Annotated in this window: 22 protein-coding genes; 11 read left to right on the top strand and 11 right to left on the bottom strand. The window is 61.8% G+C overall.

Annotated features, from left to right (window positions below):
* Window positions 1-107 precede the first annotated feature (107 nt).
* Window positions 108-692 carry an acyl carrier protein phosphodiesterase gene (locus tag OPU96_RS14285; protein ID WP_226455236.1) on the bottom strand — a complete coding sequence of 195 codons (585 nt, stop codon included), beginning with the start codon at window positions 690-692 and terminating at the stop codon, window positions 108-110.
* 154 nt (window positions 693-846) lie between these two features.
* On the opposite strand from OPU96_RS14285, the gene OPU96_RS14280 reads away from it, so the two are divergent.
* The 3 genes from OPU96_RS14280 to OPU96_RS14270 are packed head-to-tail and all read left to right on the top strand — an operon-like array spanning window position 847 to window position 3421.
* Complete coding sequence (locus OPU96_RS14280) at window positions 847-1161, top strand: ArsR/SmtB family transcription factor (RefSeq protein WP_192299266.1); 315 nt, start codon at window positions 847-849, stop codon at window positions 1159-1161.
* A gap of 10 nt (window positions 1162-1171) precedes the next feature.
* Window positions 1172-2338: an MFS transporter gene (locus OPU96_RS14275; protein ID WP_463984403.1), complete on the top strand. Its 1167-nt coding sequence runs from the start codon at window positions 1172-1174 to the stop codon at window positions 2336-2338.
* Between the two features lie 27 nt (window positions 2339-2365).
* Window positions 2366-3421 carry an alkene reductase gene (locus OPU96_RS14270; protein WP_192299268.1) on the top strand — a complete coding sequence of 352 codons (1056 nt, stop codon included), beginning with the start codon at window positions 2366-2368 and terminating at the stop codon, window positions 3419-3421.
* Between the two features lie 234 nt (window positions 3422-3655).
* Here the strand turns inward: OPU96_RS14270 and OPU96_RS14265 are convergent, their stop codons facing one another.
* Window positions 3656-4288 (bottom strand): TetR family transcriptional regulator, encoded by a 633-nt coding sequence (locus tag OPU96_RS14265; protein WP_192299269.1) that lies wholly within the window; start codon window positions 4286-4288, stop codon window positions 3656-3658.
* A gap of 286 nt (window positions 4289-4574) precedes the next feature.
* Between OPU96_RS14265 and OPU96_RS14260 the strand changes: the two genes are divergently transcribed.
* The 8 genes from OPU96_RS14260 to OPU96_RS14225 all read left to right on the top strand — a co-directional run bounded on the left by OPU96_RS14260 (window position 4575) and on the right by OPU96_RS14225 (window position 18081).
* Complete coding sequence (locus tag OPU96_RS14260; RefSeq protein ID WP_192299270.1) at window positions 4575-5723, top strand: efflux RND transporter periplasmic adaptor subunit; 1149 nt, start codon at window positions 4575-4577, stop codon at window positions 5721-5723.
* 3 nt (window positions 5724-5726) lie between these two features.
* Window positions 5727-8888, top strand: coding sequence for an efflux RND transporter permease subunit (locus tag OPU96_RS14255; RefSeq protein WP_305392218.1), 3162 nt, complete (start codon window positions 5727-5729; stop codon window positions 8886-8888).
* Window positions 8885-10342, top strand: a complete 1458-nt coding sequence (gene adeC / locus OPU96_RS14250; protein WP_463984402.1) for an AdeC/AdeK/OprM family multidrug efflux complex outer membrane factor — start codon at window positions 8885-8887, stop codon at window positions 10340-10342. The genes OPU96_RS14255 and adeC overlap by 4 nt, the downstream gene beginning before the upstream one ends.
* A gap of 309 nt (window positions 10343-10651) precedes the next feature.
* Window positions 10652-12349 carry a molecular chaperone HscC gene (locus tag OPU96_RS14245; RefSeq protein ID WP_192299273.1) on the top strand — a complete coding sequence of 566 codons (1698 nt, stop codon included), beginning with the start codon at window positions 10652-10654 and terminating at the stop codon, window positions 12347-12349.
* A gap of 12 nt (window positions 12350-12361) precedes the next feature.
* Window positions 12362-13972, top strand: a complete 1611-nt coding sequence (locus OPU96_RS14240) for a J domain-containing protein (protein ID WP_498559266.1) — start codon at window positions 12362-12364, stop codon at window positions 13970-13972.
* Between the two features lie 143 nt (window positions 13973-14115).
* Entirely contained in the window at window positions 14116-15366 is a 1251-nt protein-coding gene (locus OPU96_RS14235) for an OprD family porin (RefSeq protein ID WP_226455231.1), read from the top strand.
* A gap of 85 nt (window positions 15367-15451) precedes the next feature.
* The gene (locus tag OPU96_RS14230; RefSeq protein ID WP_498559265.1) at window positions 15452-16351 is read left to right on the top strand and encodes a polysaccharide deacetylase family protein; all 900 of its coding nucleotides are present in this window, start codon (window positions 15452-15454) and stop codon (window positions 16349-16351) included.
* 98 nt (window positions 16352-16449) lie between these two features.
* On the top strand, window positions 16450-18081 hold the full coding sequence (locus OPU96_RS14225) for a M91 family zinc metallopeptidase (RefSeq protein WP_498559264.1): 1632 nt from the start codon (window positions 16450-16452) through the stop codon (window positions 18079-18081).
* Window positions 18082-18135: 54 nt separating this feature from the next.
* On the opposite strand, the gene pcaC is transcribed toward OPU96_RS14225, so the two are convergent.
* From pcaC to OPU96_RS14180, 9 genes are all read right to left on the bottom strand, one after another.
* Window positions 18136-18528, bottom strand: coding sequence for a 4-carboxymuconolactone decarboxylase (gene pcaC, locus OPU96_RS14220; RefSeq protein ID WP_192299278.1), 393 nt, complete (start codon window positions 18526-18528; stop codon window positions 18136-18138).
* Window positions 18529-18538: 10 nt separating this feature from the next.
* Complete coding sequence (pcaD, locus tag OPU96_RS14215; protein ID WP_498559263.1) at window positions 18539-19330, bottom strand: 3-oxoadipate enol-lactonase; 792 nt, start codon at window positions 19328-19330, stop codon at window positions 18539-18541.
* Window positions 19331-19340: 10 nt separating this feature from the next.
* Window positions 19341-20696: a 3-carboxy-cis,cis-muconate cycloisomerase gene (locus OPU96_RS14210; RefSeq protein WP_305392213.1), complete on the bottom strand. Its 1356-nt coding sequence runs from the start codon at window positions 20694-20696 to the stop codon at window positions 19341-19343.
* A 10-nt stretch (window positions 20697-20706) separates the two neighbouring features.
* On the bottom strand, window positions 20707-22002 hold the full coding sequence (locus OPU96_RS14205; protein WP_226455226.1) for an MFS family transporter: 1296 nt from the start codon (window positions 22000-22002) through the stop codon (window positions 20707-20709).
* 189 nt (window positions 22003-22191) lie between these two features.
* Window positions 22192-22758: a protocatechuate 3,4-dioxygenase subunit alpha gene (gene pcaG / locus OPU96_RS14200; protein ID WP_192299282.1), complete on the bottom strand. Its 567-nt coding sequence runs from the start codon at window positions 22756-22758 to the stop codon at window positions 22192-22194.
* Window position 22759: 1 nt separating this feature from the next.
* Window positions 22760-23464, bottom strand: coding sequence for a protocatechuate 3,4-dioxygenase subunit beta (pcaH, locus tag OPU96_RS14195; RefSeq protein ID WP_498559262.1), 705 nt, complete (start codon window positions 23462-23464; stop codon window positions 22760-22762).
* A gap of 17 nt (window positions 23465-23481) precedes the next feature.
* Entirely contained in the window at window positions 23482-24684 is a 1203-nt protein-coding gene (pcaF, locus tag OPU96_RS14190; protein WP_498559280.1) for a 3-oxoadipyl-CoA thiolase, read from the bottom strand.
* The gene (locus tag OPU96_RS14185; protein WP_192299284.1) at window positions 24681-25460 is read right to left on the bottom strand and encodes a CoA-transferase subunit beta; all 780 of its coding nucleotides are present in this window, start codon (window positions 25458-25460) and stop codon (window positions 24681-24683) included. Before OPU96_RS14185 ends, pcaF begins: the two co-directional genes overlap by 4 nt.
* Window positions 25460-26317 carry a CoA transferase subunit A gene (locus OPU96_RS14180; RefSeq protein WP_226455225.1) on the bottom strand — a complete coding sequence of 286 codons (858 nt, stop codon included), beginning with the start codon at window positions 26315-26317 and terminating at the stop codon, window positions 25460-25462. Before OPU96_RS14180 ends, OPU96_RS14185 begins: the two co-directional genes overlap by 1 nt.
* Window positions 26318-26536: the final 219 nt, after the last annotated feature.

The following is a 26536-nucleotide window of genomic DNA, read 5'->3' as shown; positions in this document are numbered from 1 at the left end:
GGGCGCGGTCAAAAAAATGTGGGAGCGGGCTTGCTCGCGAAAGCGGTGGATCAGTCAGCACATCGGTAACTGACAGACCGCTTTCGCGAGCAAGCCCGCTCCCACATTTAGACCTCATTAATCAGGTGGTTTTGTGCAAAGGCTTGCAGTTCGGGATAGAACAGACGGAAATCCTGGCTCAACGGCTCATACAACTCACCCAACTCCTGCATCGCAAATCCCAGCTCCTGCGGCTGCGTCAACCGCCGCGAAATCCCCCGCAGCACCTGCTCCATCACTGCAAACTCACGATACGAACCCAACCAGTCATCGGCCGCCATATACGGCGCAATCTGCGCCAGCCGCCCCGGCAGTTGTGGCTCGGCCGCCAGCACGCGGTATACCTGCGAGGTGAAGCGCTCCAGCGGCTGGTCGGCATACAGCGCCCAATCCCGCGCCAAGCAGTGGTCGAAAAACACATCGAGGACGATCCCGGCATAACGCCGGCGGGTCAGGCTGAAGCGCGACAACGCCTGCCCCACCAACGGATGACTGTCGGTAAAGCGGTCGATGGAACGATGCAGCTGGATCGCCGCCTCGATTGACGGGCTGAACTGGCCTTGCAGGCGGCCTTTGACGAAATCGCCATAGAGGCTGCCCAGCAGTTGCGCAGGAAGTTGGCCGCCCAGGTGCAGATGTGCGAGATAATTCATGGCGCGCAGTTTAGCACTGCCGCCAACGTATCGTTATAACCCGATATACCGATTTAGCCTGTCCTCAGAGCAAAATCATATTGGTATATCGGGATATAACGATTTAAGGTTCGCCTCATCGCGATATAACGCTTCAAGACACCGAGCACCTGCCATGTCCATCGACCTCGACGAAATAATAAAAGCCCTGGCGCACCCAGTACGGCGAGACATCCTCAACTGGCTGAAAGACCCGAAAGTGCAATTCCCCGAGCAACTGCACAACCACGAATACGGCATTTGCGCCGGGCAGATCGACCAACGCTGCGGCTTGTCCCAGTCGACCGTGTCGGCCCACCTGGCGACCTTGCAACGCGCGGGTTTGATCAGCAGCCAGAAGGCCGGGCAGTGGCACTTTTTCAAACGCAACGAGGACACCATCCAGGCGTTCCTCGATGCGCTCACTACAGAACTCAGCGCACCGCTGTAAAGGAACCCCAATGCCCCTCTCGCTACTCATACTGGCCCTGAGCGCCTTCGCCATCGGCACCACCGAGTTCGTCATCATGGGCCTGTTGCCCGATGTGGCGGCGGACCTCGGTGTGTCGATCCCCGGCGCCGGTTGGCTGGTCACCGGCTACGCCCTGGGCGTGGCCATTGGCGCGCCGTTCATGGCACTGGCCACCGCCAAGCTGCCGCGCAAGGCCGCCCTGGTAGCGTTGATGGGCATCTTTATTGTCGGCAACCTGCTCTGCGCCCTGGCAAGCGACTACAACGTGCTGATGTTTGCCCGTGTGGTCACCGCGCTGTGCCACGGCGCGTTCTTCGGGATCGGTTCGGTGGTGGCCGCCAACCTGGTGCCGGCCAACAAGCGCGCATCGGCCGTGGCATTGATGTTCACCGGCTTGACCCTGGCCAACGTGCTGGGCGTACCGTTGGGTACGGCGTTGGGCCAGGCCGCCGGCTGGCGTTCGACGTTCTGGGCGGTGACCGTGATTGGTGTGGTCGCGCTGATCGGCCTGATCCGCTTCCTGCCGGCCAAGCGTGACGAAGAAAAACTCGACATGCGTGCCGAACTGGCGGCCCTTAAAGGTGCTGGTATCTGGTTGTCGCTGACCATGACTGCGCTGTTCTCCGCGTCGATGTTCACCCTCTTCACCTACGTCGCGCCGCTGTTGGGCGACGTCACCGGCATCTCGCCCCAAGGCGTGACCTGGACCCTGCTGTTGATCGGCCTGGGCCTGACCCTGGGCAACATCGTCGGCGGCAAGCTGGCGGACAAGCGCCTGGCCGCGACCCTGATCGGCGTGTTCATCAGCATGGCGGTGGTGTCCACCGCGCTGAGCTGGACCAGCATCGCCGTGATCCCGACGGAAATCACCTTGTTCCTGTGGGCCACCGCCGCGTTCGCCGCCGTGCCTGCGTTGCAGATCAACGTCGTGACCTTCGGCAAAGCCGCGCCGAACCTGGTGTCCACCTTGAACATCGGTGCCTTCAACATCGGCAACGCCCTTGGCGCTTGGGTCGGCGGCAGCGTGATTGCCCACGGTTTCGGCCTCACCAGCGTGCCATTGGCCGCCGGTGCCCTGGCGATCCTGGCGCTGCTGGTGACCCTGATTACTTTCCGTCAGAACGGCGATGCCGACCTGGCCCCTGTGACCAACTGATCAACTTCAAAGAGAAGGTGTTTTCCCATGACGACTATTTTCGATCCGATCAAACTGGGCGACCTGGAACTGTCCAACCGCATCATCATGGCGCCGCTGACCCGCTGCCGTGCCGATGAAGGTCGCGTGCCCAACGCGCTGATGGCCGAGTACTACGTGCAACGTGCTTCCGCCGGGCTGATCCTCAGCGAAGCCACCTCCGTGACGCCGCTGGGCGTGGGTTACCCGGACACCCCGGGCATCTGGTCCAACGACCAGGTACGTGGCTGGGCCAACGTCACCAAGGCCGTGCACGCCGCGGGCGGCAAGATCTTCCTGCAACTGTGGCATGTGGGGCGCATCTCCCACCCGTCGTACCTGAACGGCGAAACCCCGGTGGCCCCGAGCGCAATCCAGCCTAAAGGCCACGTCAGCCTGGTGCGCCCACTGGCCGACTACCCGACCCCACGTGCCCTGGAAACCGCGGAAATCGCCGACATCGTCGACGCCTACCGTACCGGCGCCGAGAACGCCAAGGCCGCCGGCTTCGACGGCGTGGAAATCCATGGTGCCAACGGCTACCTGCTCGACCAGTTCCTGCAAAGCAGCACCAACCAGCGCACCGACAACTACGGCGGCTCCCTGGAAAACCGTGCACGCCTGCTGCTGGAAGTGACCGACGCCGCCATTGAGGTCTGGGGCGCAGGACGTGTGGGTGTGCATTTGGCACCACGTGCCGATTCCCACGACATGGGTGACGACAATCTGGCAGAGACCTTCACCTACGTCGCCAGCGAACTGGGCAAGCGTGGCATTGCGTTCATCTGCTCCCGTGAAAAAGAAGGCGCGGACAGCCTCGGCCCACAACTGAAGAAAGCGTTCGGCGGCACCTATATCGCCAACGAACGCTTCACCAAGGACAGCGCCAACGCCTGGCTGGCCTCGGGCAAGGCGGATGCGGTGGCCTTTGGTGTGCCGTTCATTGCCAACCCGGACCTGCCGGCGCGCTTGAAGGCTGATGCGCCGCTGAACGAAGCGAATCCGCAAACCTTCTATGGCAAAGGCCCGGTCGGCTACATCGACTACCCGACCCTCGCGCTGTGATGTAACAAGCTGAAACGAAAAAGCCCCGGCTCGCAGGAACCGGGGCTTTTTCATGGGGGCCAGGAAACATTCCTTCACACCCCTGCAACAAAATCCCTACAAAATACTTAGCCGGCTACCTATCAACCCCCGGCCAGCGCGTATATAAAGTCACCCCACAAATACGGCACAAGGACGATTGACCATCCTTAGGCTTTACTGTTGACACAACCGGATGCAATTACGCATTTTGTCTCAATTGCGCAGGTTGGGGCTCAAGCGCAGCATGTCGAGCCCTATATCAACCCAGCGCTCAGCGTCCTGATGCAGTTGGAAGCTGTCGGGGACCAGCAACCATTGGCCGATCAACCCGTTGATATAGGCATGAATGCACACTGCACCACGGGTGGTGTCGAGGTTTTCCGGCAGTTGACCACGATGCACTGCATTGCGCAGGGTCAAGCCGATACGCAGATTGCACTCCAGGCTGTGAGTCTGGCGTTGACGGCGCATGTCACACATTTCATCGGTGAATTCGCACTTATGGAACAAGATCTCATTGATGCGCCGGGTTTTCGGGTCAAGGGCCACCTGATGGTACAAGTGAATCAACAGCTTGCGCATGCAGCCCAGCGGGTCGAGTTCATCCTCGCTTTCACTGGCCCGGGCCAGTTCGTCCAGGGGTTCGTGCAGGGTGTCGAGCAACGCCTGGAGCAAATCGGATTTGTTACTGAAATGCCAATAGATGGCACCCCGCGTCACGCCGGCCAGCGCAGCGATATCCGCCAGGGTGGTGCGTGCCACACCGCGCTCATAAAAGGCCTGCTCGGCGGCTTGGAGAATCTGGCTGCGCGTTTCCTGAGCTTCCTCTTTGGTGCGACGAACCATGGCAGTAAAACCTCAATCAGGACACTTGAGACTATCGTTAACGCAGAATTAATAGCCGTTGACGATCATCTGAATATTTGTGGGACGGCACCATCGTGGGTGCCGAACGTAATGAAATCGAGGCTTTGGGCACTGCTTTGTCAACATTACGCGAAGCCTGTCAAGAGTTTACAAACAACCGTGAACGTAAGTATATTGCGTAGCAAGCTACTTATCTACTCACAGCTTGTTTTTCACCCTTCCACATTTCTTGTGCGCATCCTGCGCGCCTGACCCGAGGATCTTCATGCAACTTAAGCCAGCTGTTACCGCTCTGGTCACTGCCGTCGCCCTGGCATCGCTGCTCAGCGGATGTAAAAAGGAAGAAGCGGCTCCGCCCGCCCAAACCCCTCAGGTCGGCGTGGTCACCATTCAACCGCAAGCCTATACCCTGACGTCCGAGCTGCCAGGCCGCACCACCGCCTACCGCATTGCGGAAGTTCGCCCACAGGTCAACGGCATCATTCTCAAGCGCCTGTTCAAGGAAGGCGGCGACGTGAAGGAAGGGCAACAGCTCTACCAGATCGACCCGTCGGTGTATGACGCCACCCTGAAAAGCGCGCAGGCCAGCCTGACCCAGACCAAGTCCATCTCCGATCGCTACAAGCAGTTGGTCGATGAGCAGGCCGTCAGCCGCCAGGAATACGACACCGCCGTCGCCAACCGCATGACCGCGGAAGCCAACGTGCAAACCGCCCAGATCAACGTGCGTTACACCAAAGTATTCGCGCCGATCTCCGGGCGTATCGGCCGTTCTTCGGTGACCGAAGGCGCGCTGGTCAGCAATGGCCAGACCGATGCCATGGCGGTGATCCAGCAACTGGACCCGATCTACGTCGACGTCACCCAGTCCTCGGCTGAAATGCTGAAACTGCGCCGCGACCTGGAAAGCGGCCAACTGGAAAAAGCCGGTGCCAATGCCGCCAAGGTCAAGCTGACCCTGGAAGACGGTAGCGCGTACGGCCAGGACGGCAAGCTGGAATTCTCCGAAGTGTCGGTTGACCAGACCACCGGTTCGGTAACCCTGCGCGCCGTGTTCCCCAACCCTGACCACACCCTGCTGCCCGGCATGTTCGTTCATGCCCAGTTGCAAGCCGGTGTGAACAGCAAGGCCATCCTGGCGCCACAGCAAGGCGTGACCCGCGACATCAAGGGCATCCCGACGGCATTGGTGGTGAACAAGGACAACAAGGTCGAGCAACGCACCCTGGTTGCCAACCGCACGTCCGGCGCCTACTGGCTGGTGGAAAAAGGCCTCGACGCCGGTGACCGCGTGATCACCGAAGGCCTGCAATTCATCAAGCCGGGCATCGAAGTCAAGGTCAAGGACGCCGACAACGCCAAGCCTGCCGGTTCAGCTCCCGCTCCTGCCGCCGCTGCTGGCCAGGGGGAGTAACCCATGTCGAAATTTTTTATCGACCGTCCCATTTTCGCCTGGGTAATTGCCCTGGTGATCATGCTGGTCGGGGCACTGTCGATCCTGAAGTTGCCCATCAACCAATACCCGGCCATCGCGCCAACCGCCATCGACATCCAGGTGACCTACCCAGGCGCGTCCGCACAAACCGTGCAGGACACCGTGGTGCAGGTCATCGAGCAACAGCTCAACGGTATCGACAACCTGCGTTATGTCGCCTCGGACAGTAACTCCGACGGCAGCATGACCATCACCGCGACGTTCAACCAGGGTACCAACCCGGACATCGCCCAGGTTCAGGTGCAGAACAAGCTGAACCTGGCGACCCCACTGCTGCCGCAAGAAGTGCAGCAGCAGGGTATCCGCGTGACCAAGTCGGTGAAGAACTTCCTGATGGTGATCGGTCTGGTGTCGGAAGACGGCAGCATGACCAAGGACGACCTGTCCAACTACATCGTGTCCAACATCCAGGACCCGATTTCCCGGACGGCGGGTGTCGGTGACTTCCAGGTCTTCGGTTCGCAGTACGCCATGCGTATCTGGCTCGACCCGGCCAAGCTGAACAACTACCAGCTGACCCCGGTAGACGTCAGCAGCGCCATCGCCGCGCAGAACGTACAGGTGGCCACCGGCCAACTGGGCGGCCTGCCTGCCCTGCCCGGCACCCAGCTGAACGCAACCATCATCGGCAAGACCCGCCTGCAAACCGCCGAAGAGTTCGGCAAGATCCTGATGAAGGTCAATGCCGATGGCTCGCAGGTTCGTCTGCGTGACGTTGCGCGTATCGAACTGGGCGGCCAGAACTACAGCATCAGTGCACAGTTCAACGGCAAGCCGGCGTCCGGTATGGCGATCAAGCTCGCCTCGGGTGCCAACGCCCTGGACACCGCCAAGGCCATCCGCGCCACGGTTGCGTCCCTGGAACCGTTCTTCCCGCCAGGCATGAAGGCGGTGGTGCCGTATGACACCACCCCGGTTGTGACCGAATCGATCTCCGGTGTCGTTCACACCCTGGTCGAAGCGATCGTGCTGGTGTTCCTGGTGATGTTCCTGTTCCTGCAGAACTTCCGCGCCACCATCATCACCACCATGACCGTACCGGTGGTATTGCTGGGTACGTTCGGCATCCTCGCGGCGTTCGGCTTCACCATCAACACCCTGACCATGTTCGGCATGATCCTGGCCATCGGCTTGCTGGTGGACGACGCCATCGTCGTAGTGGAGAACGTCGAGCGGGTGATGGCCGAGGAACACCTGTCGCCCAAAGAAGCGACGGTCAAGTCCATGAGCCAGATCCAGGGCGCCCTGGTGGGTATTGCCCTGGTACTCTCGGCGGTACTGCTGCCGATGGCGTTCTTCGGCGGCTCCACAGGTGTGATCTACAAACAGTTCTCCATCACTATCGTTTCGGCGATGGCGTTGTCGGTACTGGTTGCCCTGATCTTCACCCCGGCCTTGTGCGCCACCATGCTCAAGCCGATCGACCCGGAAAAGCACGGCCAACCCAAGCGTGGTTTCTTCGGCTGGTTCAACCGCACCTTCGACCGTGGCGTACTGAGCTACGAGCGCGGCGTGGGCAACATGATCAAGCACAAATTCCCGGCGTTTTTCGTGTACCTGGTCATCGTCCTCGGCATGGTCTGGTTGTTCACCCGCATTCCAAGCGCATTCCTCCCGGAAGAAGACCAGGGCGTGATTTTCGCCCAGGTGCAGACCCCGGTCGGCTCGTCGGCTGAACGCACGCAGAAAGTCATCGACGACATGCGCGCCTTCCTGCTGCACGACAAGGAAGGCGAGCCAGGCGAAGGCAAAGCCGTCAAATCGGTATTTACCGTAAACGGCTTCAACTTCGCCGGCCGTGGCCAGAGCTCGGGCCTCGCGTTCGTGATGCTCAAGCCGTGGGATGAGCGTGATGCTTCGACGTCGGTGTTCGAAGTGGCCAAGCGTGCCCAGGGCTACTTCTTCGGCGCCTTCAAAGACGCCATGGTGTTCGCCATCGTGCCGCCTTCGGTACTCGAATTGGGTAACGCCACCGGTTTCGACGTGTTCCTGCAAGACCAGGGCGGCGTTGGCCACGAAAAGCTGATGGAAGCGCGCAACCAGTTCCTTGGCATGGCAGCGCAGAGCAAGATCCTTGCTGGCGTGCGTCCCAACGGCGTGAACGATGAGCCGCAGTACGAGCTGACCGTTGACGACGAGAAGGCCAGTGCCCAGGGCATCACGCTGTCGAGCATCAACCAGACCCTGGCGATTGCCCTGGGTGGCAGCTACGTCAACGACTTCATCGACCGTGGTCGGGTGAAGAAGGTGTACGTGCAGGGCGAGGCCGCTGGCCGGATGTCGCCTGAAGACCTGGACAAATGGTTCGTGCGCAGTGACTCCGGGAAGATGGTGCCGATGTCGGCCATTTCCTCGGGCAAGTGGATCTACGGTTCGCCGAAACTCTCGCGCTACAACGGTGTAGCGGCGATGGAAATCCTCGGGACCCCGGCACCGGGCTACAGCACCGGCGATGCCATGGCTGAAGTCGAGCGCATCGCCAAGCAATTGCCGGCGGGTGTCGGCTACGCGTGGACCGGTCTGTCGTACGAAGAGCGTCTGTCCGGCTCCCAGGCGCCAGCGCTGTACGCACTGTCGCTGCTGGTGGTGTTCCTGTGCCTCGCGGCACTGTACGAAAGCTGGTCGATCCCGATTGCGGTGGTGCTGGTCGTACCGCTGGGTGTGGTCGGGGCATTGATCGCCACGAGCATGCGTGGGTTGTCCAACGACGTGTTCTTCCAAGTGGGCTTGTTGGTGACGGTGGGCCTGGCGGCGAAAAACGCCATCCTGATCGTCGAGTTCGCCAAGGAGTTGCACGAGCAAGGCAAAGGCATTGTCGAGGCGGCCATCGAGGCGTCCCGCATGCGTCTGCGGCCGATCATCATGACCTCCATGGCGTTCATCCTTGGCGTATTGCCGCTGGCGATCTCCTCGGGCGCCGGCTCGGGCAGCCAGCACGCGATTGGTACAGGCGTGATCGGCGGCATGATCACCGCGACTGTTCTGGCGATCTTCTGGGTACCGCTGTTCTTCGCAACCGTGTCCGCCGCGGGCGAGCGTAAAAAGACTGAACCTACTGACATCCATAAAGAGGCTGGCCAATGAGCAAGTCGCTCCTTTCCTTAGCTGTCACGGCATTCGTGCTCAGTGGCTGCTCGCTGATACCTGACTATCAGCGCCCCGAAGCGCCGGTAGCCGCACAGTTCCCGCAGGGGCCGGCGTATTCGTCGGCCCAGGCGCCGAGCCAGGCCGCTGCCGAACAGGGCTGGAAGCAGTTTTTCCATGACCCTGCCCTGCAACAGCTGATCCAGGTTGCCCTGGAGAACAACCGCGACCTGCGTGTCGCGGCCCTGAACATCGACGCCTACGCCGCGCAGTACCGCATCCAGCGTGCCGACCTGTTCCCGGCCGTCTCGGCCACGGGCAGCGGCAGCCGCCAGCGCGTACCGGCACGTGCCTCGCAAACCGGCGAGTCGAGCATCAACAGCTCGTACTCGGCCACCCTCGGGATCAGCGCCTACGAGCTGGACCTGTTCGGCCGTGTGCGCAGCCTGAGCGAAGAAGCCCTGCAGAAGTACTTCGCCACCGAAGAAGCCCGCCGCAGCACGCAGATCAGCCTGGTCGCCAACGTGGCCACGGCCTACGTGACCTGGCAGGCCGATAAAGAGCTGCTCAAGCTGACCCAGGACACCCTCGGTGCCTACGAGCAGAGCTTCAAGCTGACCTCGCGCAGCAACGAAGTCGGTGTGGCCTCGGCCCTCGACCTCAGCCAGGCGCGCACCTCGGTGGAAAACGCCCGGGTTGCCCTGGCGCGTTACACCCGCCAGGTGGCCCAGGACGAAAACAGCCTGACCCTGCTGCTGGGCACGGGCCTGCCGGCGAATCTGGTCAGCAAGCCGCTGTCGGATGACCTGCTCAGCGACGTACCGGCTGGCTTGCCGTCGGACCTGCTGCAACGGCGTCCCGACATCCTGCAAGCCGAGTACAACCTCAAGGCTGCCAACGCCAACATCGGCGCGGCCCGTGCGGCGTTCTTCCCGAGCATCAGCCTGACGGCCAACGCCGGCACCCTGAGCCCGGACTTGGGCGGCCTGTTCAAGGGCGGCTCGGGCACCTGGTCGTTCGCCCCGCAGATCAACATCCCGATCTTCAACGCTGGCAGCCTGCGCGCAAGCCTGGACTACGCGAAGATCCAGAAAGAGATCAACGTGGCGACCTACGAGAAGGCGATCCAGACCGGCTTCCAGGAAGTCTCCGACGGCCTCGCCGCACGTGAGACCTACAAGCAGCAACTGGAGGCCCAGCGTGGTTTCGTCGCCGCCAACCAGGACTACTACCGCCTGGCCGAGCGTCGCTACCGCATTGGTGTCGACAGCAACCTGACCTTCCTCGACGCCCAGCGCCAACTGTTCAGTGCCCAGCAATCGCTGATCACCGACCGCCTGGCGCAGCTCACCAGCGAGGTCAACCTGTACAAGGCCCTCGGCGGTGGCTGGAATGCGCAGACTGCGAAAAACGAGGCGTTGAAAGAAGAAGCACCGGCGCTGAAGCTGTTCTGATCGCACCGCTGTGAACAAACCGCTTCCCTCACCGGAAGCGGTTTTTTTATGCCCTGAATGTGGCGCATCTAGGCGCTGGCTTGTGGAGCCTCGCTTTTGTGGGAGCTGGCTTGCCTGCGATAGCATCGCCGCGGTGCAACTGACACACCGAGGTGCCTGCATCGCAGGCAAGCCAGCGCCCACATTGGTCTAGCGGCGCTTGGTCAAACCCCATCAGCCCCCCCTAAACCCGCCGCCTTGCATTTCGCTTAACCTTTCAGGATAAAATTAGTCACAGATTCTTACAGACCACAGAGGGAGCTTGTCGTAATGATCGTAGGAATCGACCTGGGGACCACCAACAGTCTCGCCGCTGTCTGGCGCGGTGATGCCGCCGAAATGGTGCCCAACGCCCTTGGCGAGTTGCTGACCCCAAGCGTGGTCGGCCTGGATGACCAAGGCCGCATCCTGGTAGGCCAGGCCGCCAAGGAACGCCTGCACACCCACCCGCACCTGACGACCTCGCTGTTCAAGCGCTACATGGGCAGCGCCACCGAAGTGCGCCTGGGCGACCGTTCGTTCCGTCCCGAAGAACTCTCGGCACTGGTGCTCAAAAGCCTCAAGGAAGACATCGAACGCACCTACGGCCACACCGTCACCGACGCCGTGATCAGCGTGCCCGCGTATTTCAGCGACGGCCAGCGCAAAGCCACGCGCATCGCCGGTGAACTGGCCGGGCTCAACGTCGACAAACTGATCAACGAACCGACTGCCGCGGCCCTCGCCTACGGCCTGCACCAGCGCGACAAGGAAACCTCGTTCCTGGTCTTCGACCTCGGCGGCGGCACCTTCGATGTGTCGATCATCGAGCTGTTCGACGGGGTCATGGAAGTGCGCGCCAGCGCCGGCGACAACTTCCTCGGCGGCGAAGACTTCGACACCCTGCTGCTCGAACACTTCGTCGACAGCCAGCGCAACGCCGCCGACTTCCCGCCCACCAGCAGCGTGTTGCACGCCCTGCGCCGCGAAGCCGAGCGCGTGCGCAAAGCCCTGGGCCAGGACGACAGCGCCGAGTTCGCCCTGCGCGTCGACGGCCGCCAATGGGTCAAAACCATCACCCAGCAGGAGCTCGCCAAGCTCTACACGCCGCTGCTCGAACGCCTGCGGGCGCCAATCGAACGGGCCCTGCGCGATGCGCGGATCCGCGTCGGCGACCTCGATGAAATCCTGCTGGTGGGCGGCACCACGCGCATGCCGCTGGTGCGTAAACTCGCCGCCGGTTTGTTCGGGCGCTTCCCCTCCATCAGCCTCGACCCGGACCAGGTGGTCGCCCACGGCGCCGCGATCCAGGCGGCACTCAAAGCACGTTCGGCGGCGCTGGAAGAAGTGGTGCTGACCGACGTCTGCCCCTACACCCTCGGCATCGAAACCTCGCACCAATACGGTGGCCATATCGAAAGCGGCCACTACCTGCCGCTGATCGAACGCAACAGCAGCGTGCCGGTGAGCCGGGTCAAGACCGTCGTGACCCTGCACGACAACCAGAGCCAGGTGCTGCTGAAGATCTACCAGGGCGAAAGCCGGCTGGTCAAAGACAACATCGAACTGGGCCAACTGGACATTGCCGTGCCCAAGCGCAAAGCCGGTGAAGTGTCCCTGGACGTGCGCTTCACCTACGACAACAACGGCCTGCTCGAAGCCCAGGTGAAGATCCCGCTGACCGGCGAGCAGCACTCGCTGGTGATCGAGAACAACCCTGGCGTGTTGAGCCCGGACGAGATCCAGCAACGCCTGCAAGCCTTGGCGCTGCTCAAGGTCCACCCGCGCGACCAGCAGGTCAACACCGTACTCAGCGCCCGCCTCGAACGCCTTTACCAGGAAAACCTCGGCGAGCTGCGCGAACAACTCGGCCATTGGGCCGCGCAGTTCCAGCAGGTGCTCGACACCCAGGACGAACGCCGCATCCGCGAGGCCCGCAGCGAACTGACCCGTCAACTTGAGCAGCTCGACAACGGGTTCTGGCGCTAAGGGAACAACCACATGGATTGTTGGACCGTACTGCAACTGCCGCAAGAGAGCGACGAACGCAGCATCAAACGCACCTACGCGCGGCTCCTCAAAAACTGCCGCCCGGACGATGACGCCGAAGGCTTCCAGCGCCTGCGCGAAGCCTACGAAGAAGCCCTGGCCTACGCACGCTGGCGGGCAGACTGGGAAGAAGAGGCCGAGACCGTACCGGCCGCCGTGGCCGAATCGGCCTACGGCAACCTCAACGACCTCGCCGAACTGATGGACGTCAACGCCCGCCCTCCTGCCCCGCTTGCAACGCCCCGGCCCGACCCGGCCCAGGCGCTGATCAACGGCCTCACCCTGCACAACCTGGACGAACGCTGGGCCCAGGCCCAACAACAGGGCTGCACCGAGGCGTTCCAGGCCGGCCTGTTGCGCCACTGCTTCGAAAGCCCAGGCGAGCGCGCCGCGATTACCCGTTGGGCGGTGCAGCATCTTGAATGGCTGACACCCTGGCAACAGGTGGCCATGACCCCGTGGCAGCACGACGCGCTGAGCGGCGAGTTGTTGCAGGAGTACCGGCGCACCTTGCAGGAGCTGCTGGAGCAGAAGGCCGAACGCGAGTTCATCACCCAACTCACGCAAATGACCAGCCAACCCTGGCTGCGGGTGTTCGACCTGCAACAACAGTGGCAACGCATCGTCCTGCACCTGCTGCATGACACCACCTGGAGCGTGCCGCTGTTCGAGCGCGTGTGCCAGGCGTTCGGCTGGGACGACCAGGCCGGCGTGTTCCCGGAACCGGCCTGGATGTGGCGCGAACTGGTCACGCGCTGTGAACAGGAGAGCTTTTTCGAACACTTGCAGGCCAAGGCCGAGGACCGCACCTGGAAATCCGCCGATGCCATGGCGGCGCGCCTGCTGCTGACGCCGATGTCCAAGACCCAGCAAAACTGGATGACGGCGCAGTTCAGCGACAACGACTGGCACGCCTGCCAACAGCTGGCCCAAACCCTCAACTGGCGTTACCCGCAGTTGTTGGAACGCCTGCCCCAGGCCGACGTGTTTTTCTGGCGTAAATTCCTGCCACGCCCGGTGTCCCATCGCAGCTGGATAAGGGTGTGGGGCGGTTTGGCCCTGGCCGCGGCACTGGCCGTCGCGCCCGAGACCAAATCGGAGATGATCACCGAAGCGGTGATGGTGGTGCTGCTGACGCTCATTCCAGCGTTCATCGCTATCCGTTCCACACAGCTATGGGCCGCCCTGACCTCTCGCTTGATCATCCCCGACCTGTGGCTGACAGAGCGCCTGCTGCCCGAACGGTTCAACCCGCATCAGCAGTGGCTGGTATTGCGCCACGGCATCCCGCAATTGGGCATGTTGTGGATGTTTGGCCTGCTGCTGGGGGTGATGGGCATGCTGGGCTACCTGGGAATGATCCTGATCCACCTGCTTCACCGCAGGCGCATCGGCCAACCCAGCGAGAACTTCGAGCAGCTTTACCCATGGATCAGCGGCCTGCACTGGGCCCACTGGAGTCCGTTGCAGGTGGCATTCCTGGCGGTGATGGTGCCCGCTACGCTGCTGTGCCAGCGCTATTTGCCCGAGATCCCCTGGACCAGCCTGATGCACGTGCTCTAGGCGCATAAACGCCGGGCGCCACTGCCCGGCAACTTGCGTGCGATCACCGCCCACAACCCGCCTCCCCCCGATTGAACCGCCTGCACACCGCCCCGCACCATGGCCCGCACCTGCACACCTCCAATAACAATAGGTTCAACGCCATGAGCACGTTCCACCCTCGCCAGCTGTTGCTGGCTGCCGCCGTCACCAGCCTTGCCTTGCCCGTCGTCGCCGAAGAGCACGGCTTCCTGGAAGACGCCAGCGCCAACCTCAACCTGCGCAATTTCTTCTTCAACCGCAATTACACCAACCCGACCAAGACCCAGGGCGGCGCGCAGGAGTGGACGCAGAGTTTCATCCTCGACGCCAAGTCCGGCTTCACCCAGGGCACGGTGGGTTTCGGGGTGGATGTGCTGGGCATGTATTCGTTGAAGCTCGATGGTGGGCGCGGCACCGGCGGCACCCAGTTGTTGCCACTGGACCACGATGGCCGCCCGGCGGACGAGTTCGGGCGTCTGGGCGTGGCGTTCAAGGCGCGGATCTCGAAGACCGAGCTGAAGGTCGGCGAATGGATGCCGGTACTGCCGATCCTGCGCGCAGACGATGGCCGCTCCCTGCCGCAAACCTTGCGCGGCGGGCAGATCACCTCCAAGGAAATCGACGGCCTGACCCTGTATGGCGGCCAGTTCCGCGCCAACAGCCCGCGTGACGACAGCAGCATGAACGACATGTCGATGGTCGGTAAAACCGCCTTCACGTCCGACCGTTTCAACTTCCAGGGCGGTGAATATGCGTTCAACGACAAGCGCACCCAGGTCGGCCTCTGGAACGCCCAGCTCAAGGACATCTACCGCCAGCAATACGTCAACCTGATTCACAGCCAACCCCTGGGCGACTGGACCCTGGGCGCCAACCTTGGCTTCTTCTACGGCAAGGACGACGGCAGCGCCCGCGCCGGCAGCCTCGACAACAAGACCTGGTCCGGCCTGTTCTCGGCCAAATACGGCGGCAACACCTTCTACGTCGGCCTGCAGAAACTCACCGGCAACAACGCCTGGATGCGCGTCAACGGCACCAGCGGCGGCACCCTGGCCAACGACAGCTACAACTCCAGCTACGACAACGCCCAGGAAAAATCCTGGCAAGTGCGCCACGACTACAACTTCGCCGCCCTCGGCGTGCCGGGCCTGACCCTGATGAACCGCTACATCAGTGGCAGCAACGTGCACACCGGCACCATCACTGACGGCAAGGAGTGGGGCCGCGAAACCGAAGTGGGCTATACCGTGCAAAGCGGTGTGGCCAAAAACCTCAATGTGCGCCTGCGCAACTCCAGCATGCGCCGCGACTACAGCAACAACGAGTTCGATGAAAACCGGTTGATCGTCAGTTACCCGATCAGTCTGCTGTAAACCGTCATCGACCTTGCTGTATGGTGCGCGCCTGCCGCTGCTGAGCTGAATCAGCAGCGGCTTTTTATTCGAGCCCGTGCACACCATGAAATCCTTTGCTTTAGCGTGCGCCCTGCTAGCCCTGGCCCTGAGCCTCAGCGGCTGCATCGGCGCACCCATTGCCCTCACGCCGCAGACCGAGCAACGCCTGCAGAGCATGGCGCCGATCCGCTTCCTGCTGACCTTCGATGACGGCCCCAGCGCCTCGGGCTACAACAACCCGAGCCGTACGGTGATCAACGACCTGGCGCACAACCCGGTGTTGCCGGGGATCAAGGCGGTGTTCTTCCTGCAGACCGAATCCTCACGCTCCGGCGGCAGCTCCCGCGGGCGCAAGACCATGGAGCGCGAGTACGCCGGCGGGCATGTCCTGGCCTTCCACACGGCCACGATGTTTCATACCAACCATCGCTGGCTGAACGATACCGAACTGGAAAGCACCCTGACCCAAGGCGCGGCCGACATCGCTTCGATCACAGGCCGCCCGCCCCTGCTGGTACGTCCACCGTTCTGGAACTACGACCGCCGCACCTTCGCCGCCTATCAGCGTCATGGCATGCACGTGCTGCTGACCGACTTGAGTGCCAACGACGGCAAGATCTGGGGTTTCAACGGCAGCCCGCGGCGCCGCGCGAATTTGTATCGCCAACTGTCGGTGGTGCGCGAGCGCATCGCCCTGGGTGAATTGCCGACGGTGGACGGGGTGATTCCAGTGGTGGTGACGTTTCATGACATCAACCGCTATACCGCGCGGCATATGCAGGAGTACTTGCAGATCTTGCTGGACAGCGCACGGATCAACGGCGTGAGGACTGCCGCTGAGCCCTTCTACACCGATACGGCCCAGCTCGAACGCGCCGCGCTGGCCCGCACGGTGAAGGATGTGAGCGAACCGGTGCACCTGCCGGGCGTGTGGAATTGGGTGTGGGACGCAGACTCACACTGAGCGAGAGAAACGGACTACACAGGCACTGGAACCTTTCACTTACAGCAAGCCACTCAGCAACTGAATGAGTCCCTGATAAGCGAAGGAAACCACCGCCAATGGTCATACGTCCGACGACTATTTCTTATCCATCCCTCATCAAACATCAGGCCCCCACACAACTGTCTGAACAAACACCTGAAAACAAACCTGCCACGACCATAGTGGTCGATGGAAACAAGAAAACCTACGTTGATCCGGATTACATAAAAGAAAAAAACAAACTTTATGCCGAACAAAACAAACCGCTTATTCCTGCTCACTATGCAGGTAAATCTACACTCACAACCGACCAGCGCCCCTTCAGCACGACGCGCATCGAATACAACCCCTTACACCGCGACAACGATGTAGAAATCACCAGAGAGCGCACCGTTCGTTACTCTACCAATAAAGCATTATCACCCTCACTGACGAATGACGCCCTAGTTATAAAAACGGGTGACCAAGCAGACACTGTGCATATTGGCAAAGGAAAGAATGGCGCCCTCACGGCAAAAATAAACGAGCAGACTTATACCATCCAACCCAGTGAAGAACTCGGTTCCGGCCAAAAACTAGTCATTCAAACGCAGGGCGGCAATGACACCGTCACCATCGATGATGAGGTTGAGTCCGAGGTGATTGTCGAAGGTGGAGATGGGGATGACGTTATAAATGCGGGCGGCGGCCGCAGTCGCATCTTCGGTGGCGCAGGAAATGACACCATTCGCCTGGGCCGAGGCACAGGTTATGCCGAAGGCAACGACGGCAATGACAACATCTACGGTGGGCGCGGCAAAAGCGTCTTGTACGGCAACAACGGAAATGATCACCTCTTCGGGTACACAGGGCCTGATGCAAACCCGACTTACATCGACGGTGGTGCAGGAAACGATCTGCTCGTCGGAGGCAGCGCGCACTCGGTGATGAACGGTGGTTTGGGTAACGATACATTGCTAGGCAAAGGCCGCAGCACATTCTATTCGGGCAATGGCAATGACTGCGTGATCTCCAATAACAAGGAGGACTTGATTTATGCAAAACCCACCGACCAGATACGCAAACAAAACGACACTCGCTTTATACCTGTCACTTATGAACACGTCGGTAAAACGGGCATTACCGTTGAAGGATCCGACGCGTTCAAACAGCGGGTCGAGGATGATTTGGAAATGTTGAGAAGTTCTCCTTCCGGACAGCAAATGCTTAAAGAGTTCGATGCATCCACATCACGCGTCGGAGCGCCATTGAAGATAACGGAAACACAATCCGAAGATAACAGCTTCTACATGGGCCGCAATTCCAACTTTGATCAGCAAGTCAACGATGGAAAAATACCCCATTCAGCAGAAGACCCAAATCTGGCGGTCATAAAAGACGGTATTCGCGGCAACCCGCTTACCCATGGAGAGCTGCAATACAATCGCTCGTATGTTGATAACGGCACGCATAAAAATCATCCCGCCAGCTACTTGTACCACGAGATGTCGCATGCCTATAACGGCAGAAATGGCACAGTGCTACCAGGCAAGACCCAACGCGAGTCAAATGTTGAACGCCAAGCCGTTGGCTTACCCACCAATGCCGCCCCGTTTGACTTTGACAATGATCCAGCAACCCCGCCCACCGATACCAACCCCGACCCCTTTAATGAAAACGCCCTGCGTAAAGAAATGGGCGAGGCATTGCGCACCCGATACAGAGAGTGACACGGCCCTGAGGAAAAGCAGACGGAAGCTGGCACGGCGCAGCGGGCCTGAAGATCAACCCCGCGACTCGACCCCAAGCTCATCCCACACCGACTCCGCCAGGTGGAACGTCGCATTCGCCGCCGGTATCCCGCAGTAGATCGCGCTCTGCATCAGCACTTCCTTGATCTCGGCACGGCTCACGCCATTGCTGGCGGCGGCGCGCAGGTGCAGCTTCAACTCGTCATTGCGGTTCATGCCGATCAGCATCGCAATGGTGATCAGGCTGCGGGTGTGCCGAGGCAGGCCCGGACGGGTCCAGATGTCACCCCAGGCGTGGCGGGTGATCATGTCCTGGAACTCGCTGTTGAACTCGGTCAAGGCATTGAGGCTGCGATCGACATGGGCGTCGCCCAGCACTTCGCGGCGCACTTGCAGGCCGTCGGCGTAACGTTGTTTCTCGTCCACAAAAGACTCCTCAGTGGGCCAGCAAAAATTCGACAACCCGGTCGCTGAACGCTGCGCCGGCCTGGACATTGGACAGGTGCGCCGCATAGAACTCGGCGTATTCGGCACCCTGCACATGGTTCTGGATAAAGTGGCTGCCCTCTGGTGGCGTAACAGCGTCGTCGGTACCGGCAATCACCAGGGTCGGGGCCTTGATCAACGCCAGTTGCTCGCGAAAATCCGCATCGCGCACGGCGGCGCAGTTGGCGGCATAACCTTCGGGGGATGTGGCGGCCAGCATGTCGGTGATCTGCTTGGCCTGGTGCGGGTTGGCCGCCGCAAAGTCGGCAGTGAACCAGCGCGCAATCGACGCATCACGCAGGGCGACCATTGCCGCCGTGCCGTCGCGCAGGACCATCTCGATACGCGGGTTCCAGATCTGCGGCGTGCCGATCTTGGCAGCGGTGTTGCACAGCACCAGGCGATGCAGGCGCTCCCCCGCATGGATGCCCAGCCACTGGCCAATCAAGCCGCCCATGGACAAGCCACAGAAATGCGCGCGTTGGATATCCAGCGCATCCAACAGCGCGATCACGTCGCGGCCCAGTTGCTCGATGCTATAGGGCCCTGGCGTGACCAGGGATTTGCCATGGCCACGGGTATCAAAGCGCAGCACACGAAAATGCTCGGTGAACGCCGGGATCTGGATGTCCCACATGTGCAGGTCAGTCCCCAGGGAGTTGGACAACACCAAGACCGGCGCGCCCACGGGGCCGTCCAGTTGGTAATGCAGTTCGCCATCGGCGAGTTGTACAAAGGCCACGGTGGTCTCCTCAAGAGAAATGTTCGGTTACGGCGCGGCTGACCCACGTGTGGGCCAGCCCCAGGTAATGGGCAGGGTCGAGCAGGCGGTCGAGTTCGGCCGCTGACAGTTCAGCGGTGACCTGGGGTTCGTCCGCCAGCACCGCACGCAAGTGCCGCCCTTCGGCGACCGCGCGTTTGCAGCAGTGCTCCAGCAGATGGTGTGCGGTCTCACGGCCCAGGCGCTGGGCGAGCACGATGCTCACGGCTTCGGCCAACACCAGGCCTTGGGTCAGATCGAGGTTTTGCGTCATGCGCTCAGAATCGACCTCCAAACCTTCACTCACCAGCAACGCCTGTTGCAGCGCGCCGGACACCAGCCGGCAGATCTCCGGCAGGGTTTCCCATTCGGCATGCCACAGGCCCAGGCTGCGCTCGTGTTCCTGAGGCATGGCGCTGAACATCGTCGCCACCAGCCCGGGCACACGGGTGGCGGCGCTGATCAGCACGGCAGCGCCCACCGGGTTGCGTTTGTGCGGCATGGTGGACGAGCCACCTTTGCCCGGCGCGGAGGGCTCGAACACCTCGGCCGCTTCGGTCTGCATCAACAGGCTGATGTCGCGCCCCAGTTTGCCCAGGCTGCCGGCGATCAGGCCCAGCACGCTGGCAAACTCCACCAGGCGATCGCGCTGGGTGTGCCAGGGTTGTTCGGGCAGGCTCAGTTGCAACTCATCGGCCAGGGCTTGTGCCACCGGCAGTGCCTGCTCGCCAAGCGCCGCCAACGTGCCGGAGGCGCCACCAAATTGCAGCACCAGCAAACGCGGTTTCAATTCGGCCAGGCGTTGCCGGCTACGGGTCACCGCCCCCAGCCAACCGGCGATTTTCATCCCCAGCGTGACCGGCGTCGCATGCTGCAACCAGGTGCGCCCGGCCAGTGGCACGTCGGCATAGCGCTGGGCCTGGGCGGCCAGAATATCGCCCAGGCGCGCCAGGTCCGTTTCGATCAGCGTCAGCGCCTGGCGCAGTTGCAGCACCAGGCCGCTGTCCATCACATCCTGGCTGGTGGCGCCCAGGTGTACATAACGCTCGGCACCGGCGTCTTCACTGGCGATCAACTTACCCAGGGCCTTCACCAGCGGAATCGCCGAGTTGCCCGCCGTGGCAATCGCCACGCCGAGGGCATCGACGTCGTACAGCGAGGCCAGGCACGCCTGGGCAATCGGCGCAACGGCGGCCTGCGGGATCAACCCGACCTTCGCCTCGGCCCGGGCCAACGCAGCCTCGAAATCCAGCATGCCCTGCAAGCGTCCTCTGTCGCAGAACACCTCGGCCATGCTGCTCGCCGTGAAGTAAGCGTCGAACAGTTGATTGCTCGTGCGCAATGTCATAACCCGTCCCTTACAGATCGTGGTGCAGATACGCCGCCTGTTTCGGCAAGCGCAAGCTGAACAGGAAAGCGATTGCCATCATCGCTGTAACGTACCAATAAAAGCTGTTTTCCATACCGATGGATTTGAGGCTCAGCGCGACGAATTCCGCCGAGCCGCCAAAGATCGCATTGGCCACCGCATACGCCAGGCCTACGCCCAACGCACGCACCTGGGGCGGGAACATTTCCGCTTTGACCAGACCGCTGATGGAGGTGTAGAAGCTGACGATCGCCAGCGCCAGGGTGATCAGCACAAAGGCCAGGAACGGGCTGCTGACGGTTTTCAGGGTGAGCAGGATCGGCACGGTGAACAAGGTGCCAAGGCCGGCAAACCAGAGCATCGAGTTACGGCGGCCGATCCTGTCTGCCAGCATGCCAAACACCGGCTGCATGCACATATACAGGAACAGCGCGCCGGTCATGATGTAGCTCGACGTCTTGGCGTGCATGCCGACCGTGTTCACCAGGTACTTCTGCATGTAGGTGGTGAAGGTATAGAAAATCAGCGAGCCGCCAGCGGTGTAGCCCAGCACCGTGATAAACGCCGCCTTATGGTCGCGAAACAAGGCGGCAATGCTGCCGGCGTCCTTGTCTTCGCGCATTTCCTTGCTGGTGGTTTCTTTCAAGGTGCGGCGCAGCAACAGGGAAATCACCGCCGCGACGGCACCGATCACAAACGGAATCCGCCAGCCCCAGGCACGCAACTCTTCCTCAGTGAGGATCTGTTGCAGGATCACCACCACCAGCACCGCCAGCAGTTGGCCGCCGATCAGGGTCACGTATTGGAAGGAGGCAAAGAACCCGCGCTGGCCCTTGAGCGCGACTTCACTCATGTAGGTCGCGGTGGTGCCGTACTCGCCGCCCACGGACAAACCCTGGAACAGCCGCGCGATCAGCAGCAGGATCGGCGCCCACACGCCGATGTCGTTGTAGGTGGGCAAAAACGCGATGACCAGGGAGCCGGCGCACATCATCAGCACCGAGATCATCATCGAGTTCTTGCGCCCGTGTTTGTCGGCCACGCGACCGAACAGCCAGCCGCCGATGGGGCGCATCAGGAAGCCGGCAGCAAACACGCCAGCGGTGTTGACCAGTTGCACCGTGGGGTTGTCCGAAGGGAAGAAGGCCGGGGCAAAGTAGATGGCGCAGAAGGCGTAGACGTAGAAGTCGAACCATTCGACGAGGTTGCCGGAGGAGGCACCGACAATCGCAAAAATCCGTTTGCTGCGTTCTTCTCCGGTGTAGTGACTGGTGGTTGTTGTCATGATTTTTCACTCAGTGGGAACGGTTATAGCCTAGACATACTTTGCAACAAGCTCGTTCCACAACAAGACCTTTAGAGGTGGGGTGGCCGAACTGGCCCTATCGCAGGCAAGCCAGCTCCCACCTTTGACGGTGTTCACACATCAAGATGTGGGAGCTGGCTTGCCTGCGATGAGGCCCTCAAGACCACTTCAATAATCGAAGAACACCGTCTCCTTGTCGGTCCCCTGCAAAATCACATTCCACTGATGCACACCCTCCGCATCCTGCTTGGCAATCAAAGTCTCACGCCGCTCAGCAGGTACACACGCCAACAACGGGTCATCCCCATTCATTGGCTCGCCCTCAAAGTAGATCCGCGTAAGCAAGTGCTTCACCAGGCCCCGCGCAAACACCAGCACCACCAGGTGCGGCGCCTGGGTCGTGCCCTTGAGCCCCGGCACTGCGCCCGGTTTGATGGTGGTAAAGCGAAACCGCCCTTCCCCATCCACGGGTACGCGGCCGAAGCCTTCGAAGTTCGGGTCGACGGCCTTGTCCTGCTCGTCTTCCGGGTGGTCGTACTTGCCGGCGGCGTTGGCCTGCCAGACTTCCAACATAGCGTCGTTGACGACTTCACCGTTGCCGTCCAGCACTTGCCCGCTGATTGCCACGCGTTCGCCGAGGGTGGCGGCGGTGGTCAGGTCTTCGCGGTTCAGCCAGGTCAGGCCGATGTGGTAATACGGCCCGACGGTGTGGGACGTGGTCGCGTTGAGTGTCATCTCATTTCTCCATCGGCGTGGCGTCGCGGCCGCGCAGGACGATGTCCCAGCGGTAGCCGAGGGCATAGGAAGGAATGGTTTTTTCCAGGTCGAAACGGGCGATCAAGCGTTCCTTGGCGCGGGTGTCCGGCACGCAGTTGTAGATCGGGTCGTATTCCAGCAGCGGGTCGCCGGGGAAGTACATCTGCGTGACCAGGCGCGTCAGCACGCTGGGACCGAACAGCGAAAAGTGGATATGCGCCGGGCGCCACGCGTTGTGGTGGTTGCCCCACGGGTAGGCGCCGGGCTTGATGGTCTGGAACTGATACCAGCCATCGGCATCGGTGACGGTACGGCCGGTGCCGGTGAAATTCGGGTCCAGCGGCGCGTCATGCAGGTCGCGCTTATGGTTGTAGCGCCCGGCGGCGTTGGCCTGCCAGATTTCCACCAGAATGCCCGGCACAGGCAGGCCGTTTTCGTCGAGCACGCGGCCGTGAATGATGATGCGTTCGCCCTGGGGCTCGCCGTCATGCTGGGCGGTCAGGTCGTTGTCCTTCTCGTTGATCCGCTCGGCGCCGATGGTCGGGCCGGTGATTTCCGACAAGGAATGGGGCAGAAACACCAACGGCTGGGACGGCGAACGGACGTTCGTCGACTGGTAGGCCGGGTGCAGGTAATCAGGTTGAGTGCCCGCTTGCGGGCGCCGGTATCCAGGCTTGTCACTCATGGTGCAGTCCTCTTTTATTAGATGCGTTCAATCGCCAGGGCCAAGCCTTGGCCGACGCCCACGCACATGGTCGCCAGGCCTTTGCGGCCGCCGGTTTTTTCCAATTGATGCAAAGCCGTCAGTACCAGGCGCGCGCCGCTCATGCCCAGGGGATGGCCGAGGGCGATGGCGCCGCCATTCGGGTTGACCTGCGGCGCATCGTCGGCAATGCCCAGTTCACGCAGTACCGCCAAGCCTTGGCTGGCGAAAGCTTCGTTGAGTTCGATGACATCAAAGTCGGTGACCGCCAAACCGAGGCGCGCCACCAACTTGCGTACCGCTGGCACCGGGCCGATCCCCATTACACGCGGCGCGACACCGGCGCTGGCCATGCCCAGGACGCGGGCGCGGGCAGTCAGGCCGTGTTTTTGCACGGCCTCGGCGCTGGCCAGGACCAAGGCGGCGGCACCGTCATTCACACCGGAAGCATTGCCGGCGGTGACGGTTTTGTCCGGGCCGTTCACGGGTTTGAGTTTGGCCAGGGCTTCCAGGGTGGTGTCCCGTGGATGCTCATCGTGTTCTACCAGCGTCTCGCCTTTTTTATGGGCGACCCGTACCGGCACGATTTCTTCGGCGAAGAACCCGGCGGCTTGTGCGGCGGCGGTGCGTTGCTGGCTGCGCAGGGCGAAGGCGTCCTGGTCGGCGCGGGAAACCTGGTAGTCATCGGCAACGTTGTCGGCAGTCTGCGGCATCGCATCCACGCCATACTTGGCCTTCATCAGCGGGTTGATAAAACGCCAGCCGATGGTGGTGTCTTCCAGTTTCATCGTGCGTGAGAACGCCGCGTCGGCCTTGCCCATCACGAACGGCGCCCGGGACATCGACTCGACGCCGCCGGCAATCGCCAGCTCCATTTCGCCACTGGCGATCGCACGGAACGCGGTGCCGATGGCGTCCATGCCCGAGGCGCACAATCGGTTGAGGGTCACGCCGGGAATACTCTCCGGCAGGCCCGCGAGCAACAGCGCCATGCGCGCGACGTTGCGGTTGTCTTCACCGGCCTGGTTGGCGCAGCCGAGAAATACTTCGTCGACGGCATTCCAATCCACCGACGGGTTGCGCTCGATCAGCGCCTTGATCGGCAACGCCGCCAGGTCATCGGCGCGTACCGTGGCCAGGCCACCGCCGAACCGGCCGATGGGCGTGCGGATCGCGTCACAGATAAATACGTCACGCATCAGGCTTCTCCAGGCGCTTGGCCGTGGGCGGCCGCCGTGCGCGCTTCGAGGTCACGCAGGGCGCTCAGTTCCAGGTCGGTCGGTGCGGCGGTGGTGCTGACCTGGTCGGCAAACCGAATTGCCCAACCAGTGGCAGCCACTACTTGCTCGCGGGTCACGCCGGGGTGCAGCGCGGTGACCACAAACTCATGGGTGCCCGCTTCCGGTTCCATGATGCACAGGTCGGTAATAATCCCGACAGGACCGGCGCCCGGCAGGCCCAGACGCTTGCGCGAATCGCCGCCCTCGCCGTGGCCGACCGAGGTGATGAAGTCCAGCTTGTCGACAAACGAACGCGCCGATTGTTTGAGGATGATCAGCACGCTCTTGGCCGAGCCGGCAATTTCCGGTGCGCCACCGGCACCCGGCAGGCGCACTTTGGGCTGGTGGTAGTCACCGACCACGGTGGTGTTGATGTTGCCGAAGCGGTCAACCTGCGCTGCGCCGAGAAAGCCGACGTCGATGCGCCCGCCTTGCAGCCAGTAGCGAAAGATCTCACCCGTGGGCACGACGGTGTCGGCGGTTTCCGCCAGCTCGCCATCACCGATGGACAGCGGCAACACGCTCGGCTTGGCGCCAATCGGGCCGGACTCGTAGATCAGCACCACGTCCGGCGAGGAGGTCAGGCGCGCCAGGTTGGCAGCCTTGGACGGCAAGCCGATGCCGACGAAACACACGGAGCCGTTCTGGAGACGGCGCGCGGCAGCGACGGTCATCATTTCATTGGTCGAGTAAGCCATTACTGGGCCTCCTGCTGTGTGGTCAGCTTGGCCTGGAATTCACTGAAGTCGGCAGTGCCGTGGATGTATTCATCGATCCAGGCGGTAAAGGTCTCGCGGTCACGGGCGATGGGGTCCCACGCCTGGTAGAAACGGTTGTCGCGCTCGTTGTAGCCGTGGGCGTAGGACGGATGCGCGCCACCGGGTACATGGCACACGGCCGTCAGGGCCCAGGTCGGCAATACGCAGCTGTTCATCGGTGCATTCAGGTCATCGACGATTTCTTCCACGGTGACGATGCAGCGCTGGGCCGCCAGGGCCGCCTCCTTCTGCACACCGAGAATGCCCCAGAGCAGCACGTTGCCCTTGCGGTCGGCCTTTTGCGCGTGGATCACGGTCACGTCCGGGCGCACCGACGGCACGGCCGCCAGCACTTCGCCGGTGAACGGGCACGTCACGCTCTTGATCAGCGGGTTGACCTTGGGCAGGTCGGAACCGGCGTAGGCACGCAGCACCGCGAACGGCAGGCCGGAAGCACCGGCGACGTAGGCATTGGCCAGGTCGGCGTGACTGTGTTCTTCGATCTCCAGCGGTTGCGGCCATTGCTTCTCGACCGCGTCGCGCAGGCGGTGCAGGGAACCCACGCCCGGGTTGCCGCCCCAGGAGAAAATCAGCTTGCGGGCGCAACCGGCACCGATCAATTGGTCGTAGACCAAGTCAGGGGTCATACGCACCAGCGTCAGGTCTTTCTTGCCCTGACGAATGATTTCATGACCCGCTGCCGTAGGGATCAGGTGGGTAAAACCTTCGAGTGCAACGGTATCGCCGTCGTTCACGAAGCGCTTTACCGCGTCGGTCAGGGTGAGCATTTCAGCCATGGGTTGGGCTCCCGGTGTGGATCAAAAAAGGCGCGGAGGTGGCGCCGAAGTGCTTTGAAGGTTAAGTCGGGGGAATGCGCCAAACAATCCGATAATCGACTCAGTGTTCGATTATCGAACCGATTGTTGTCTAGCTAATCTTTTCTCCATGCAGGCCTAAAGTGGGCACGGCCCCCTGTGGGAGCGGGCTTGCTCGCGAATGCGGTGTATCAGTCAACT

The organism is Pseudomonas sp. RP-B7, assembly GCF_059803535.1.
This window is presented reverse-complemented; position numbering and strand designations above follow the sequence as displayed.

Bases quoted from the DNA above. Each gene is read 5' to 3' on its own strand.
- pcaG (WP_192299282.1), bottom strand. From the start codon at position 22,758: ATGACACTCAACGCGACCACGTCCCACACCGTCGGGCCGTATTACCAC.
- OPU96_RS14210 (WP_305392213.1), bottom strand. From the start codon at position 20,696: ATGACATTGCGCACGAGCAATCAACTGTTCGACGCTTACTTCACGGCG.
- OPU96_RS14205 (WP_226455226.1), bottom strand. From the start codon at position 22,002: ATGACAACAACCACCAGTCACTACACCGGAGAAGAACGCAGCAAACGG.
- OPU96_RS14265 (WP_192299269.1), bottom strand. From the start codon at position 4,288: ATGGTTCGTCGCACCAAAGAGGAAGCTCAGGAAACGCGCAGCCAGATT.
- OPU96_RS14225 (WP_498559264.1), top strand. From the start codon at position 16,450: ATGGTCATACGTCCGACGACTATTTCTTATCCATCCCTCATCAAACAT.
- OPU96_RS14240 (WP_498559266.1), top strand. From the start codon at position 12,362: ATGGATTGTTGGACCGTACTGCAACTGCCGCAAGAGAGCGACGAACGC.
- OPU96_RS14285 (WP_226455236.1), bottom strand. From the start codon at position 692: ATGAATTATCTCGCACATCTGCACCTGGGCGGCCAACTTCCTGCGCAA.
- OPU96_RS14275 (WP_463984403.1), top strand. From the start codon at position 1,172: ATGCCCCTCTCGCTACTCATACTGGCCCTGAGCGCCTTCGCCATCGGC.
- adeC (WP_463984402.1), top strand. From the start codon at position 8,885: ATGAGCAAGTCGCTCCTTTCCTTAGCTGTCACGGCATTCGTGCTCAGT.
- OPU96_RS14255 (WP_305392218.1), top strand. From the start codon at position 5,727: ATGTCGAAATTTTTTATCGACCGTCCCATTTTCGCCTGGGTAATTGCC.
- OPU96_RS14230 (WP_498559265.1), top strand. From the start codon at position 15,452: ATGAAATCCTTTGCTTTAGCGTGCGCCCTGCTAGCCCTGGCCCTGAGC.
- pcaH (WP_498559262.1), bottom strand. From the start codon at position 23,464: ATGAGTGACAAGCCTGGATACCGGCGCCCGCAAGCGGGCACTCAACCT.
- OPU96_RS14270 (WP_192299268.1), top strand. From the start codon at position 2,366: ATGACGACTATTTTCGATCCGATCAAACTGGGCGACCTGGAACTGTCC.
- OPU96_RS14235 (WP_226455231.1), top strand. From the start codon at position 14,116: ATGAGCACGTTCCACCCTCGCCAGCTGTTGCTGGCTGCCGCCGTCACC.
- OPU96_RS14185 (WP_192299284.1), bottom strand. From the start codon at position 25,460: ATGGCTTACTCGACCAATGAAATGATGACCGTCGCTGCCGCGCGCCGT.
- OPU96_RS14280 (WP_192299266.1), top strand. From the start codon at position 847: ATGTCCATCGACCTCGACGAAATAATAAAAGCCCTGGCGCACCCAGTA.
- OPU96_RS14180 (WP_226455225.1), bottom strand. From the start codon at position 26,317: ATGGCTGAAATGCTCACCCTGACCGACGCGGTAAAGCGCTTCGTGAAC.
- OPU96_RS14245 (WP_192299273.1), top strand. From the start codon at position 10,652: ATGATCGTAGGAATCGACCTGGGGACCACCAACAGTCTCGCCGCTGTC.
- OPU96_RS14260 (WP_192299270.1), top strand. From the start codon at position 4,575: ATGCAACTTAAGCCAGCTGTTACCGCTCTGGTCACTGCCGTCGCCCTG.